Source organism: Legionella steigerwaltii (genome assembly GCF_001468065.1).
Lineage (GTDB): Bacteria > Pseudomonadota > Gammaproteobacteria > Legionellales > Legionellaceae > Legionella > Legionella steigerwaltii.
In genome coordinates this window covers 51,457-66,244 of sequence record NZ_LNYZ01000038.1, presented here as the reverse complement: position 1 = coordinate 66,244, position 14,788 = coordinate 51,457, and the positions used below count along the sequence as shown (strand labels likewise).

Below are 14,788 nucleotides of genomic sequence, written 5' to 3'. Positions count from 1 at the left end.
TTATCCCTGTTGCGTTACAAAATAAGACAATAAGGGATTTCTAAAGAGGATAATCAAAACAATCACCAAACAATAAATGGCTAATGATTCAATCATGGCCAAACCAATAAATAAGGTTCTGGTGATGGATTTTTCGGCTTCAGGTTGCCTTGCCAAAGCATCTAAGGCGTGACTAATCGCACGCCCCATGGCCAGAGCCGGCCCTATGGTTCCTATGGCAATGGCTATTGCTGCAATAACGGTTGATGCTAAACTAAACCAACTCATGTCATTCATAACGATTCTCCTTGGCTTTTAAGCTCATGGGCTTGAATGCCCCCGGCAATGTAAATTAAAGCCAGCATGCCAAAAATATACGCTTGGATGATGGCTTCAATAATATGTAAAATGAGTATTGGAATAGGGACTAAAAATCCGGCAATCATAAGGACAACCAGGGCGGTTAATTGCAAGCTCATGATATTACCAAACAATCGGACGGCTAATGCTAAGGTTCGAGATATTTCGCTGATTAAATGAAAAGGCAACAAAAAAGGAGTTGGCTTAAGATAATGTTTCAAATAGTTTCGCCACCCCTCGGCACGAATTCCAAACCAATGTACCGATAAAAAAGTCATCATCGCAAGGGATGCCGTCACTGATAAATCCGCCGTTGGTGAATAAAGTCCTGGAATAACACCGATTAAATTGGAAACAAGGATAAAAATCCACAAGGTGGCTACAAAAGGAAATATCAGCTCAACGTGCTCGGGTAATACTTCGTTCATCGCATCGTGCATCGTGCTCAAAACACCCTCCCAAATGACTTGGTACGTGCTTGGTTGTAGGAGAGAGCATTTGCGAGTGGAACTCCATGCCAAAAGGAATAAAGCCATCATAATGAACCACGTGGCCAAGACGCTTTGTGTGATGTGTAGCCCACCGATTGAAAAGGCAAAATACGCTAAAAATCCTTCTTCCACGGTTAATCCTTAATTAAAAGATACACGTTAATGGCGCCAATAATCACACCGAGGAGGATTAAATTGATGGTCCAACTCATGGAATAGCCTTTTATTTTTTCATCGAGCCAAACCCCGAGATAGGCTCCTGCGATGATGGGTAAAACAAAAACAAAGCCTAAAGTCCCCAGGTAAACCGTTTGGGCTAATAAAGTCGATTTTCCCTTTTTGGCTTCATTGATTTTGCGGACATTCCGTTTCACTTGTTGTTCCAGTTCCTTTTTCGAATCTTTAAATTCCATAGCTGTTCTGCCGGTTTAACTCCCATAAACGCTTTAACATGCCTTCATCCAAACGATGCACGCTTTCTTTAGTACGCGATAGATTGTCTTCTTCCCAATGCAATTCTTCCTCTAGGACCATTTGTATGGCTTGGTACTCTTTATGGCGCACATAATGTCTTGTCGCGATATGCAATTGATTGTCAATGAAATAAACCACGGCACCCGGTAAGGCTAAGTATTCCGTCTCTTGATTCTCATAACGAAACCAAGCCAGGCCGAATTTTAAGCACGTCATCATTCGGTCATGATGTGCTAAAATCCCAAATTGTCCAGAAGCATCTTCACCCACAAAACTGATGATCTTATCGATTTTTTCATATTGTGTGGCACTCTTAAGATGGATAGTAAAAAGCTCCATGTCCGTCGTTATCTCCCTTTATTCATGGCACCTATCATGTAACACTCTTCTTCTGAAAACTCATCGTAATCGCCTCTTAGGAGCGATTCGCAATCGGTTAATGTGTGTTCTAATGAAACCGATTTCCCTTCCATTCCTGTTTGAAGCTTGGTGACATGAAAGGGTTGGCTAAGATAGCGTTGCAGTTTGCGTGCTCTTAACACAATAGCACGGTCTTTAGGAGAAAGCTCTTCAATCCCCATCATGGAAATCATGTCTTCTAATTCTTGATAACGTTCCAGGTGTTCTCGTACGCCTTGTGCAATGGAATAATGTCGCTCGCCCAACAGGATTTTATCCATAAATTGACTCTTGGAAGCTAAGGGATCTACGGCAGGATAAATGCCTTTGCCTGCTTGTGAGCGAGAGAGTACGATGATGGAATCCAAATGAGTAATAATCCCAGTCACAGCCGGATCGCTCATATCATCAGCCGGAACATAAACCGCTTGCACCGAAGTCACTGCGCCTTTGGCAGTCGACGTCATGCGCTCTTCAAGTTCCGCTATCTCAGTCATTAAGGTGGGTTGATAACCGACACTGGCCGGCATTCTGCCGAGTAACCCCGAAATTTCACTGCCGGCTTGCACAAAACGATAAATATTATCCACAAGAAAAAGAACCTCATGGCCCAACGTATCACGCAAATATTCCGCATAAGTTAATGCCGATAACCCGGTGCGAAAGCGCACTCCTGGCGATTCATCCATTTGACCAAATACCATGAGGGTTTTATCCATGACTCCAGCCGATTGCATCTCATGCCATAATTCATGTCCTTCCCGAATGCGTTCCCCAACACCAGCAAAGACGGAGGTTCCTTGATGTAATTGAATAATGGCATGCATCAGTTCCATCAGAAGTACGGTTTTTCCAACGCCTGCACCACCAAACAATCCTGTTTTACACCCTCTGATGAAAGGACAAAGTAAATCAATGACTTTAATTCCGGTCTCAAGAATGGTTTCTTGAGTGCTCGTCATTTCAAGTGGCACGGGTTTGGCCAGAACATCACGATATTCATTGGTTTTTAATGGCGGGGCCCCGTCTAAAGGCTCACCAAAAATATTTAAAAGACGGCCCAAGCACTCTTTTGAAACAGGAATTTGTAAGGAAGTGCCTTGATCATAGACTAGTAAACCTCTTTGCAATCCTGAGGCGCGGTGGAGCGTGATGGCTCTCACATGATGCTCATCAAGATGCTGACACACTTCTAAAATGTATTCATCACGGTCCGTATGAGTTTTAAGCGATTGATGCAAAGGAGGTAAGACGTCACAATTTATTTTGACAACAGGACCATTGATTTCGACAATTCTGCCGATTGGTTTGTCATGACTTTGAGCAACCGCCGTGTTTTTATCCATTATCTTCCAGTTTTATTTGTGACCCAGGAATTAGGTGTCGTCCTGTTTTCTCTATTGTTACATCACATTATGGAATTTTAATATAACAGAGTTTGAAAACAGATAGCAAAATGCGAATCCATACCAGTTAGCCTGGAAATCTAAAAAACAAAGCAATGTGGGGAGTCTCATTAAGCTGCCAATATCCATGTCACTGAGCGAAATGATACACCAATCCACCCCTTTAGTAGGGCTCGATGAAATAGGTAGGTTCTAAATGGGACAATCTTAATAGGCTACCAGCATAATAGGGCTCCCAGAAATCTCATAAGAGCCCCAGTGATTGGATTTAATTACCCTAGAATAGGCCTCTAATCGAGCATTTATTGATTTTTCATCATGGGGCATCCCATCATTTTATTGTCCATCATCATCTGCATCATTTGCATCATCATCTGCATCATTTTCATGCGCTGTTCCATCGTGTCGGGTTGTTTTGCTGCATCATCAGGCATACTTTTCATCATCTTCATGCCTTTTTGCATCGAATGCATGCCTTCTTCCATCATGGGCATTTGTGTTTGCATCAATGACTTCTTTTCTTCCGTTGTTTTGGCGTTCATGAGCTTATCATGCATTTCCTGCATTTGTTTGAGTGCTTCCTGCATTTGTTTCATCTCTTCTTGGGGCTGGGTTGACTGATTAGTGCTTTGCATTCCCATATTATTCATTTGGGAACCAGAAGACATGTCGTCGTCTGCGAAGAGTGGGGTAGCAACTAAACTGCAAGCGGCCAATAAAATGAACACATTCCGTTTTAACATAATGAAATCTCCTTATTATTTTTCAATGAATTGTCCGAGGTGAACATCCTATCACAGTACTATAAGAGCTGGCCATGAAAAGCAAAAGACATACTGAGTCGTTGTATTAATGCCAACCTTTCCCTCCTGTATTGTGTCCTTCATAAGTATGAGAAACACGGTGTGTATCATTGGTCGTTTTCGATGAAGCACAAGAGGTGAACAAAAATGTTGAGCTTAATAATACCACTACCCCAATAACTGCCTTAACAAATCTTTGCGTTGGCATGTCAATGCTCCTTGCAATGAATTATGTGATGGCTGAATCAATATAAAAACAACCCACCTCATTTTTATAATATAGCACCGTTTGGAAATACTGGGCTGTTTTTCATTTGTTTGTCCTTTTTATTGTTTTCCTGCTGTTCCTACATTTCTAAAGAGGACCCAAAAAGTAATTTAGCCTATAAAATGGATAAAGTAAGTAATAAGGCACCACTTTATTGACCAAAATCGATGGGGTAATGTTTCTTGCAGGAAACAGAAGCACTGTTTGGTCAAGGAAATCCACAAGATGTCATTCTTTTCATTTTCTATTTCTGAAGAGAGGCTCCTTAAATGGCATTGATGGGGTAAATCTTGTGCTATCCTGTATTATATCTTGTTGATTATAGGGCATAATGCTAAGGATGTCGCGGCCATGAAGGGACTAGAAAAACAATGTTGTCCTAAGGAAAGGATGCTCACTCAGAACCAAGAATTGCAAGAAGGGCTAGATTTCTCTTGTTGTGCACCGGCTGATATGAGTACTTCCGACAGCGTCTTTCCGTTTTTCACTCAATTAGTGCAAGCCAACCTGGCTAAATGGACGGCAGGAATAAGTCCTGCTGCCATCGGTTCTTCTTATTCCACCTGGCTTTGGCAATTGACCCAATCCCCTGGGGTTTTGTGGGAACTTGCTTTTTATCCGGCTTTGCATGCCAACGATTGCATTAATAATATCGTTTGTGTTGAGCGTGCTGCGGATGGTAAAGACGTGCGTTTTAAAAAAGACAGTTGGCAGCCCATGCCTTGGCGTTTATTCGCCGAAGGATTTTTGCAGATGGAGGATTGGTGGCGACGTGCCACAACGGACGTGCCAGGATTACCCAACCAGGTGGAACGTACTGTTTCATTCTGGGCACGCCAATGTCTTGATGCCCTATCCCCTTCCAATTTTGTTTGGTCTAATCCCGATTTATTCCATGAATCCATGCGCACTGGGGGACTTAATCTTATCCAAGGCAGCCAAATCGCACTCGAGGATTGGTTAGAAAAGCTAACAGGCACACCGCCTACAGGCTCTGAGCATTTTATCCCAGGAAAAGACGTGGCCGTTACACCAGGGCGAGTGGTATTCCAAAATCATTTGATGGAATTGATTCAATTTGAGGCCCAAACCAAGACGGTATATAAAGAGCCGATACTCATCATACCCGCCTGGATTATGAAATATTATATTTTGGATTTATCGCCACATAACTCCTTGGTAAAGTGGCTTGTAAGGCAGGGGCACACGGTATTTATCATTTCTTGGCGCAATCCTGACAAAGAGGATCGTGATTTGGGGATGGATGATTATTATCGGCAAGGAGCTATGGCGGCACTTGATGTGGTATCAACCCTTTTGCCAGAAACCAAAATCAATCTGATGGGGTATTGTTTAGGGGGCACCTTGGCCATGATTACCGCATCTGCGATGAACAGAGACAAGGACGAACGTTTAAACAGCCTCACACTCTTGTCAGCCCAAGGGGATTTTACTGAGGCCGGGGAATTAATGCTTTTTGTGACTGAAAGTCAAGTGGATTTTCTTAAAAGCATGATGAAGGAACAAGGGTATCTGGATACCAAGCAAATGGCGGGTTCTTTTCAGATGTTGCGTGCTTATGACTTAATTTGGTCCAAAATGGTCCAAGATTACATGCATGGCATGCGGCGAGGGATGATTGATTTGACGGCTTGGAATGCGGATGCCACACGGATGCCTTACAAAATGCACAGTGAATACCTTGAAAAACTCTTTTTAAGGAATGATTTTGCCGAAGGGCGTTATACCGTGGAAGGAAAGCCGGTGGCTGCTGAGAACATTAAGTTGCCTGTTTTTGCAGTGAGCACTGAAAAAGATCATATAGCACCCTGGCAATCCGTCTATAAAATCCATCTTATGATCGAAGGGGATGTGACTTTTGTTCTTACTGGCGGTGGGCATAATGCGGGCATCATCAATGAGCCGGGTCATCCAGGACGTTCTTATCGTGTTCATGAGCATAAACAAGGTGAGGCTTACTTAAATCCCAAGAGTTGGCTTGCGATGACAGAGAAGCGGGAGGGCTCCTGGTGGAAAGCATGGCATGCGTGGTTAGTCCAGCAAAACACTAAAAAACGCATTGCGCCACCGGTCATGAATCAGTCACTGCCAGCGGCACCAGGAACTTATGTGCTTCAGAAATAGAACGCTTTTGCGTGAGTTACATGTATTGCCCACCATTAATATCAAAATTGGCACCGGTAATAAAACCGCTTTGCTCCTCTGCAATGAACGCAACAACACGAGCAATTTCCTGGGGTTTGCCTAATCGCCCAACAGGAATTTGAGCAACAATCGCTTCTAAAATATCACCCCTAAGAGAGGCGAGCATCTCGGTATTAATATAGCCAGGAGAGACGGTATTTACCGTAATGCCTTTCTTTGCAACTTCTTGTGCCAGACTTTTGGTAAAACCGTACAATGCGGATTTCGTGGCGGCGTAATTACACTGGCCGAATTGACCTTTGCGTCCATTAACGGAAGAAATGGTGATAATACGTCCGTAACTATTATCCAACATATTGGATAATACGGTTTTCGTCATATTAAAGACACTATTCAAATTGGCGTTGATGACATCCTGCCATTGTTCTTGAGTCATCTTTTTCAAAGTGGCATCCTTCGTCACACCGGCATTGTTCACTAGAATATCGATTTTGCCGTATTTTTCGATGACCAATTCAGTCACTTTCTCACAATCTTTGAAGGAAGAAATATCCCCATAGACAATGTCGATATCAAAACCTTGCATGGCTTGTTTTTTCTGCCATTCTTTCGCTAAATCATGATTGCCCTGTTTGAAATAACAGGCGATGACTTGATAATCTAACTTTTGCATTTCTTGGCATATGGCGGTACCAATACCACCAGTGCCTCCTGTGACTAAAGCAACTCGTTGGTTCACTTCTCTCCTCTTTGATGGTTTCATGCAGTAAAAATAGCTTTATTGTCATTAGAATGGTATTTGCCCAGGATTAATGGTGTTATTTAATTACTTCTACTTCCTCAGCCTGAGGTCCTTTCTGTCCTTTTCCCATTTTAAAAAGAACGGCTGCCCCATCGGGAAGTGTTTTAAAGTCGCCACTTTGAATCGAACTAAAGTGGACAAAGTAGTCTTTGCCACTGCTTTCAATAAAACCAAATCCCTTGTCTTTATTAAACCATTTGACTTTACCACGAATTTTATTGGTCATTTTTGTTTATTTCCTTATAATGAAGGATATATAGTGTCCTGCGATGTTGCTCTTTGTGTCAATAGATTGTTAATCTAATCGCTCATAACGGTTTAGTTAGTGGAGTCAGTAGACTCTTCATCCTCTCCCTTTACCTTTTTCAACGAAACCACTTTATCACACTGAATCTCAATGGTATTTGTTTTAGTAGTAGATACTCCCCAACATCTTACTCTTTTTCCCTCTTTATCGATGAATAGCACGTGAATAACCAAATTTTTCCCATAAGTATTGTCGATGGTGATGTCTTGAACATCATTCGTTTTTGTCAGAAGTCTTCCCAGTGAATTGCCATTACGGTGGAACTCTATTAATACCTCAGTATTGGATAAGGGCACATTGTTTATTTTGGAGTCCTTGTGGTATTTGATGTGATAAGATTGCATGCCGGCATAGGCATTGAGTATCGTGCAGGAAAAAATTGCTGCAAAAATAATTTTAAGAAGGACTATTTTTTTTATTTTAAATGACGCGATATCGTTCATGTGATTCCTATCCTTATTCTTGCTCATGTACTTTTACTATTTTGTCATAAAAGTTTTACACGCCCAATTTTTAATAGCATAATTCATTTTTGTCATAATAGAGTTAATTTTAGTTTGTATTAATAACTCTTAACAAGGAATAGCTTGGTATGTGTTTACGCGTCTCGTTACCTACCAAATTTACATACCTGATTTAAAAACATGTAACAAAATCCTTTAAATGAGCGCGATATTGAAGTAGTTATGATATTATCAATCAATGCTTTCTTACATACAACGAATTTTATTGGTTTGCGATAAGAAAGATTAATTGGGAACCAAATCAAGAAATTCACATATCTGGTGCTTTTCATACGTATCTCGCTGGAATATTAGTTATGAGCGCCCTCAAATGGGAGGCATTATTCCCTGGTGAAAAAAATGAGGTGATTTTTTAAGTAAAAAGACATCCCTGCTGTCAAAACAACCTTGGTTGCAAGCCCCGGCATAGCATTTGCTGCAAGAGGGATGGTATTGGCTGCTCTCGCTTTTGCATTAGTTGCTACTGTGGAATCAGCGGAGAATTGAGCGATAATATTGCAAATATTTTTAGCCAACCAGTTCAAGATACAACACCTACAAGTAAATTTACAAATTACCATTTTAGCCGGTAGCATACATGCTCAATAATGTGATTTATTCTCATACATTAAGGGTCTAGGTGGAATCAAAAAAGAACGAGAATTTAAATTGAGCTCGAAATTTCGCTCTTGTTAAATTATTAGAGGCCATTCCATACGAAAGATTGCACCCAATTGAGCGCCTCCGTATCAACAAAAAATACGAATTAAATTATATCGAGTATTTATTTTAATCTTTTTGGTTTAACCAAATCCACTTAACAGGTACTGAATTTGATTGTTAAAGTATTTTTTCACTGGTTAGAAAGCAAATCCCAATTGTTCTAGGTCAGCTTGGGGTAAGAGAGATATAGGTATTGCATCCAGGTGTTCGCGTTGATTGATCCTGTTAATGGTTTTGGCAGAAGGTATTTTGTGCTTATCTTCTATCAAACCCACGAAAGGGAGTAGATGCAGCAGCAGATGATTGTCACAGGTTATGGTTTTAAGCTGATATCCTCGAAGGTTTCGTATTTTAACCAGGGTGCAAAAGTGATCAAATCCTTCGCTAAAACTGGCAAAGGCTAAGGTGCGACTTTGCCCAAGCCTGGATTTAATCCGGCCATTAATTAAAGTAATCACCCAGTCCTCTAGTAAATCTTTGCTTAAACGAATTACATAATAGCGTGACCCTTTTTCAAAACGGGCTGCGTGATAGCATTCTCTAGGTGAACAATCAATTAGGCGTAGAAAGGGCTGATTAATGAACCAAGGGCTCATTAAAACAAGGCCAGGTTAGCAATGCGTTTTAAGCGCTCAGGGTTATCTTCCACATAAATGGCGGTAGTTACAATGTTGGCATGCCCCGCCAGACGGGAGACGGCTTTGATGTCCGCACCTTGTTCAATAAGTCGGGTAATAAAAGTACGCCGCCCCGAATGAGAGCTCGCCCCATGAATTCCTGCTTTATCATAAAGGGATTTGAACCATTTTTGTAAGGTGTTGGCGGTGAAACGGCTTTTGCGTTGGGTTTGAAACAAGGCTTTATTATGTGGCATGCCCTTCAAGTCATTTAAATGAGCTTGCAAGACTTCACGTATTTTTTTATGGGCCAGATAAGCATGACGCTGTTTTTCACCCTTGGTCATGGAACGCTTTAAAATGAGCTCATCCAATAATTGATAATTGGAGTTGGCTACATCGGCGATGGTAAGGGAGGCAATTTCTTTGGCGCGCAATCCCAAACCATACGAACAATAAACGAGGGCTAGATTACGTGTACCCATTTTGCCCACTTTCGCGACCAAAAGCAGTAATTTAAATTCCGCCTCACTCAAAACCTTTGCTTTTCCTTCACGCGCCATTAAAACCCCATTAACACCCTGATTTACCTTTACTTTATACAAATAAGGATGTATTTGCAAAAGTTAAAAATGCTAAACAATGGAAACCTGTAAGTTTTATCTTTATTTGGCAGGATTTTTTAAACTTTAAATGGCAGGTTTAGCACCATAATAATGCATGATAAAAAAATATCCGTATCAAAATGCAGCTAGTTTTGCGATGTTTTGCAAACATTCGGGTTTGTTTTCTGCATAAATAGCCGTTGTAATCGTGCTAGAATGGCCAGCCAAAGATGATACTGCTTTGATACTGATACCCTGCTCAAGCAATCGGGTAATAAAAGTGCGACGACCAGAATGAGAGCTTGCACCAATTATACCAGCTTTATCATAAAGAGATCTGAACCATTTTTGCAATGTACACGGAGTAAATTCTTTTTTTCGCTGCGTTTGAAATAATGGTTTATTAAGATCAGAACCTACCATGGTTTTCAAGTGATCGGTAAGTGCGGCATAAACCTTTTTATTGGTAAGATAAGCATAACGATGCTTTTTGCCATAATGTATTGAGCGTTTCAAACAAATTTCATCAAGAAGTCTGCATTGCTTATCGGCAACATCTTTAATAGAAAGCGATGCGATTTCTTTTACACGCAGCCCTAACCCGAATGAGCAATATACAAGCGCAATATTGCGAATGGGGGATGAGCCAATTTTTGCTGCATTGAGTAGTTGTTCGAATTCAAACGCATTCAAAATCTTTGCCTTACCTTTTTTTGCCATGTCAACACCACCATTAAAATAGATTAAGTATTACCAATTAACAAACATTCTCTTGCCGCCAATACCACTTCATTAGTGATATATTGCAATTGATTCAACCTTAGCAATCGATCAATTTGCATAAATAGCCGATTTAATAATCGAAAATTACCATTAGTGATGCGCATAATGGACGCCATCGCCTCATGATCAGAAAATTCCTTTTGCTTTAATTTAAGCCCTAATTTTTGCCAGTTGTGTTCCAAGGTAAACAACATTTCTTCCTTGGACAGTGGTTTATATTCATGAGAAAATCCTATCCGTGAATACAGTTGTGAATACCTTGATAGTCTTTTTTCCAAGCCGGGCATGCCAATAAATACGATGGAAATACCCCGATCGTCATACAATGATCTCAGTAACTCTAACGTGGCGAAACCAAGTCTTTCCGTTTCATCAATGATGATTAGCTTGCAGTAATTCTTGGATGATAATTTTATCGTTTTGATAAAATTCTCTTTTTCATCTTGATTTAATTGGGTTTGCTCATCGACCATCTTATTTACTTGTGCGGCATGAACCACTCGATCAAAATAACAAATGTTTTGATTCAAGGTATTTAGCATTTGAAGAGAAGACAGTGGGGCGATGGGAGTATAAAAAACGGTACTGCAGCTATAAAGTTCGGTTGGTACATGACGATTATCTTCAATTGCATATCCATTTGGGTTTGCTGACAAAATTAGTTTCCGCTTGCTGTAATGTTCTGCAGATTGTGTTTTCCCAACTCCTGGAGATCCATAGCATATGCCAATGTATTTATATTCAACACACGCATCACAAAACTCTTCAAATCGCTGATACCCCTTGGTTTCTAAAAACACTTCATCCGTGTCAGGTAGCTCATTCATGCTTATACCTCTTTATTTTGACATGGCGAACTTTATCTTGTTCAAGTGGTGAGGTAGGAGTTGGCTTGTTGGTTATTTTTGATGGATTTTTTAATAAGGCGTCTACAATTGAACATCGCTCACTGATATTGTCTCGTAGTTCCTTCCTTCTGGCATTTCTCGCCTGGACAATTTCTTTTAAACTGACTGACCCTGTGTCTAATTCTTGTGAAATCGCACGGCACAAAAAATCACCCTTGTGAAACACACGAATTTCGGCAAGATCCCTTGGATCATAACGAATGATGACATCCTCACCAACAAAGCCCGCGAGGGTTGTAGAGAAATAACGGAACCCCTGAAATTTTATGCCATCTCTGTGAACTCTTCTTGGTTTTGCTACCATCAATAATAATAAATCCAGAGAATCTTGTGATTCAGGGAGCTGAGGCAAAAAACAATTGCTTTGCCATTTAACGATCGGCGCAATTTTGGTTGAACTATGTGATTGATTATTGTATTCATCCAACATAAAAAATTTTATTTTTGATTCAAGTACTTCAAGCGTCAAGCATTCATTCTTTTTTACAGAAGTATCTGGTTGCACGTACCCGGGCAAGTCTTGAAGAACGCGTTGATTTATTGTTGCAAAAAATCGCTCAATCTTTCCACGACCACGGGGTTTACCGATGGTCGAAAAAATTAACTGTATTTTTAATGACACACAAACTTCTTCAATATGGTGTGATGTAAAATCGCAACCATGATCGGTATACATGATTTCAGGAATACCGCAGATAGGCCACTGTTTCTCATTTTTTATCCATATCGCCTGACGAAATGCTAACGATGTTTGTAGTGATGAGGGAGCATGAAAACTTAAATAATATCCAGCTATACCTCTACTATAATCATCCATAATAACAGTGAGCCAGGGTCGTTTAATTCCACCTTTATTATCAAGCACGTAGATATCAAGTAATGTATGATCCGCTTGCCATATTTCATTTGCCCTCGATGCTTCTCTGATAAAAAGAAGATCATATTTTTGTTGGTATGGTTTTATACCATCATGCGCAAGGCTGATGAGATCAGGAGAGAGATTATTTATAATCTTTGAAACAACTGCGTAACTGGGTATTGGCAGATTATTATCTTTGGTATGACGCACTATTTGTCGATGAATTGCAGCAACAGTACGTTTTGGCTTTTTCAGAGCCAATCCTTCAATTACCTGCGCCAAATTTTCTGTTAGCTCTCGGTAACTCCCCTTATCATTACGGCTTTTTGATTTTAATCCGTCTAACCCATTGACCTTGTATTGCTCAACCCACCGATGCAAACTCCTGATCGAAACTCCTGAATTCTTTGCGATGGAAGTTAGGGGCGCTTTATCTTCTAAATACGACTGAATGACTTTAAATTTATCAAAAGCGCTTTTTCTACTCATATTTCTTAATTTAATATCAAATTAGGCTGATTTTTGCATTTCATGTACAACATAATGGTGAAGTGATTATAATATATCTCTATGGCCATTTATTATACTTTGGCTCTATTATTTTGTATACTATAAAACGACCGTTTTTATGAATATGTTTTATTGGTGCCTTACACTTTATAAAACTATATTAGTATGTATAATTAAATCTATTATTTAAGGTTAAATATTAACGGACTATTTTTTGAGTAAATTATGGCCAAAACAATCGCATATATTCGTGCTTCAACTGATAAACAAGATTTGAATAATCAAAAGCTTGAAATTTTTGAATTTGCTAAAAAAAATAAACTTGAAGTTGATGATTTTATTCAGATGACTATCTCAAGTAGAAAAACAAGTAAAGAACGCCGCATTGATGAAATGCTCTCAGTATTGGATGATGCTGATACGCTTATCGTTACTGAGTTAAGCCGATTGGGTAGAAGTACCGCTGAAGTCATTGGGTTGGTTAATGAATTAATCAAAAAACAAGTTCGAGTAATTGCTATCAAGCAAAACTTGGATATGAAGCAACACGATATGAATTCTAAAATCATGATTACCTTGTTTTCACTCTTCGCTGAGCTTGAACGTGATCTTATTAGTCTCAGAACTAAAGAAGCGCTTGCCAGCAAAAAAAGGCAAGGGATTCAATTGGGTAAACCTAAAGGCACAATTCAGAAAAGTAAATTTGATAAAGATGCTGAAAAAATTATAGAGCTGCTAGCATTAGGTTTATCAGTGAGGAAAATCGCAAATTTTTTAGGTTATAGCAATCATATTGGTCTTAATACTTATGTAAGAAAAAGAGAGTTACGCAATGCGTCCATTGGGATGAGTGGCTAAGTGTAGTTCTCTCTGTCTGAATAAAAGAGATTATCTAGATGCTAGAGAATACAGATATTACAAAATCCTGTTTATGAAAGGAGCTAGTTTTATGAGTTGTGAATGTCAACAAGCCGCTACAGTAACAGATAAAAAAGTTTTGAAAATTGCATTGGCGTTAAATTTTACGATGTTCCTTGTAGGCTTAACCGCCGGGGTTATTGCCCAATCTACTGGACTCATTGCAGATTCATTAGATATGCTTGCTGATGCATCGGCTTATATGTTAGGTCTTTTGGCAGTTGGTCGGGGTATGCGCTTCAAAACCACAACCGCCGCGTTAAGTGGAAGTTTACTATTAATTTTAGGTGCTGGGGTGCTGATTGATGTAGGAAGACGAGTTTTGTTGGGTAGCTCTCCTATGAGCACTGTGATAATAAGTATTGCGTTTATTTCTTTGGTAGTAAACAGCGTAGTTTTGTATTTACTTCGACGATTTCGCGATGGAGAAATTCATTTACGTGCAACTTGGATTTTTACTCGTGCAGATGTTATTGCCAATCTAGGTGTTATTTTATCGGGTGGATTAATAGTACTCACGAAATCCAGATACCCTGATCTAGTTGTCGGGTTTATTATTGCCTTATATGTAATAAAAGAGGCTTTTCAAATCCTAGGTGAAGCACGCGAAACTGTAAGGAATCAATCTGATAGTGCCAATTAAAGATTTAATTTCCCTGCCAAATAAATGTAAAACTTACAGAAACCCTTTCTGGCATTGAAGACATCCTCTTTTGTATATAAGAGGATGTGTTTTTTTCTTGGAATAATTTTGTGCATGGTAAAATTAGATCTAAAAAAGGAGTGCAATCGTAAATTAAATTTAAACAGTCTCTTAAATGGATTTATGGAATATTTGGCTGATGCGATTTAAGAGCACGATTTAATGGACACCTAATTCCAGAGAATTTGCCCGTTCACTAATTCA

At 39.7% G+C, this 14,788-nt stretch carries 19 protein-coding genes; 3 read left to right on the top strand and 16 right to left on the bottom strand.

Annotated features, from left to right (window positions below; genetic code table 11):
• From Lstg_RS15255 to Lstg_RS17915, 7 genes are all read right to left on the bottom strand, one after another.
• Positions 1-276: a F0F1 ATP synthase subunit C gene (locus tag Lstg_RS15255; RefSeq protein ID WP_019235654.1), complete on the bottom strand. Its 276-nt coding sequence runs from the start codon at positions 274-276 to the stop codon at positions 1-3.
• Complete coding sequence (locus Lstg_RS15250; RefSeq protein WP_080444839.1) at positions 273-962, bottom strand: F0F1 ATP synthase subunit A; 690 nt, start codon at positions 960-962, stop codon at positions 273-275. Before Lstg_RS15250 ends, Lstg_RS15255 begins: the two co-directional genes overlap by 4 nt.
• Positions 963-964: 2 nt before the next feature.
• Positions 965-1,243, bottom strand: a complete 279-nt coding sequence (locus Lstg_RS15245) for an AtpZ/AtpI family protein (protein ID WP_019350013.1) — start codon at positions 1,241-1,243, stop codon at positions 965-967.
• Complete coding sequence (locus Lstg_RS15240) at positions 1,233-1,643, bottom strand: F0F1 ATP synthase subunit delta/epsilon (RefSeq protein ID WP_058478496.1); 411 nt, start codon at positions 1,641-1,643, stop codon at positions 1,233-1,235. The genes Lstg_RS15245 and Lstg_RS15240 overlap by 11 nt, the downstream gene beginning before the upstream one ends.
• 8 nt (positions 1,644-1,651) lie before the next feature.
• On the bottom strand, positions 1,652-3,049 hold the full coding sequence (gene atpD / locus Lstg_RS15235) for a F0F1 ATP synthase subunit beta (protein ID WP_058478495.1): 1,398 nt from the start codon (positions 3,047-3,049) through the stop codon (positions 1,652-1,654).
• Between the two features lie 362 nt (positions 3,050-3,411).
• Positions 3,412-3,852 (bottom strand): hypothetical protein, encoded by a 441-nt coding sequence (locus Lstg_RS15230; RefSeq protein WP_058478494.1) that lies wholly within the window; start codon positions 3,850-3,852, stop codon positions 3,412-3,414.
• Positions 3,853-3,958: 106 nt separating this feature from the next.
• The gene (locus Lstg_RS17915; RefSeq protein ID WP_165481742.1) at positions 3,959-4,120 is read right to left on the bottom strand and encodes a hypothetical protein; all 162 of its coding nucleotides are present in this window, start codon (positions 4,118-4,120) and stop codon (positions 3,959-3,961) included.
• 411 nt (positions 4,121-4,531) lie between these two features.
• On the opposite strand from Lstg_RS17915, the gene Lstg_RS15225 reads away from it, so the two are divergent.
• The gene (locus Lstg_RS15225) at positions 4,532-6,325 is read left to right on the top strand and encodes a PHA/PHB synthase family protein (protein ID WP_058478493.1); all 1,794 of its coding nucleotides are present in this window, start codon (positions 4,532-4,534) and stop codon (positions 6,323-6,325) included.
• Positions 6,326-6,341: 16 nt separating this feature from the next.
• Here Lstg_RS15225 and phbB read toward each other — a convergent pair whose 3' ends face one another.
• The 9 genes from phbB to Lstg_RS15180 all read right to left on the bottom strand — a co-directional run bounded on the left by phbB (position 6,342) and on the right by Lstg_RS15180 (position 12,942).
• A complete protein-coding gene (gene phbB / locus Lstg_RS15220; protein ID WP_058478492.1) occupies positions 6,342-7,085 on the bottom strand; it encodes an acetoacetyl-CoA reductase in 744 nt (247 codons plus the stop codon).
• 79 nt (positions 7,086-7,164) lie between these two features.
• Positions 7,165-7,374: a cold-shock protein gene (locus Lstg_RS15215; protein WP_058478491.1), complete on the bottom strand. Its 210-nt coding sequence runs from the start codon at positions 7,372-7,374 to the stop codon at positions 7,165-7,167.
• A gap of 92 nt (positions 7,375-7,466) precedes the next feature.
• The gene (locus Lstg_RS15210; protein WP_058478490.1) at positions 7,467-7,898 is read right to left on the bottom strand and encodes a hypothetical protein; all 432 of its coding nucleotides are present in this window, start codon (positions 7,896-7,898) and stop codon (positions 7,467-7,469) included.
• Between the two features lie 401 nt (positions 7,899-8,299).
• Positions 8,300-8,494 (bottom strand): hypothetical protein, encoded by a 195-nt coding sequence (locus Lstg_RS15205; RefSeq protein ID WP_133129197.1) that lies wholly within the window; start codon positions 8,492-8,494, stop codon positions 8,300-8,302.
• 324 nt (positions 8,495-8,818) lie between these two features.
• Positions 8,819-9,277, bottom strand: a complete 459-nt coding sequence (locus Lstg_RS15200) for a hypothetical protein (RefSeq protein WP_058478488.1) — start codon at positions 9,275-9,277, stop codon at positions 8,819-8,821.
• Positions 9,277-9,861: a tyrosine-type recombinase/integrase gene (locus Lstg_RS15195; protein ID WP_058478487.1), complete on the bottom strand. Its 585-nt coding sequence runs from the start codon at positions 9,859-9,861 to the stop codon at positions 9,277-9,279. The genes Lstg_RS15200 and Lstg_RS15195 overlap by 1 nt, the downstream gene beginning before the upstream one ends.
• Positions 9,862-10,038: 177 nt before the next feature.
• Positions 10,039-10,623: a tyrosine-type recombinase/integrase gene (locus Lstg_RS15190; RefSeq protein WP_058478486.1), complete on the bottom strand. Its 585-nt coding sequence runs from the start codon at positions 10,621-10,623 to the stop codon at positions 10,039-10,041.
• Positions 10,624-10,646: 23 nt separating this feature from the next.
• The gene (locus Lstg_RS15185; protein ID WP_058478485.1) at positions 10,647-11,513 is read right to left on the bottom strand and encodes an AAA family ATPase; all 867 of its coding nucleotides are present in this window, start codon (positions 11,511-11,513) and stop codon (positions 10,647-10,649) included.
• A complete protein-coding gene (locus tag Lstg_RS15180; RefSeq protein WP_058478484.1) occupies positions 11,506-12,942 on the bottom strand; it encodes a Mu transposase C-terminal domain-containing protein in 1,437 nt (478 codons plus the stop codon). The genes Lstg_RS15185 and Lstg_RS15180 overlap by 8 nt, the downstream gene beginning before the upstream one ends.
• A gap of 246 nt (positions 12,943-13,188) precedes the next feature.
• On the opposite strand from Lstg_RS15180, the gene Lstg_RS15175 reads away from it, so the two are divergent.
• A complete protein-coding gene (locus Lstg_RS15175) occupies positions 13,189-13,821 on the top strand; it encodes a recombinase family protein (protein WP_058393383.1) in 633 nt (210 codons plus the stop codon).
• Positions 13,822-13,912: 91 nt separating this feature from the next.
• Positions 13,913-14,524 (top strand): cation efflux transmembrane domain-containing protein, encoded by a 612-nt coding sequence (locus tag Lstg_RS15170; RefSeq protein WP_058393382.1) that lies wholly within the window; start codon positions 13,913-13,915, stop codon positions 14,522-14,524.
• Positions 14,525-14,788 lie beyond the last annotated feature (264 nt).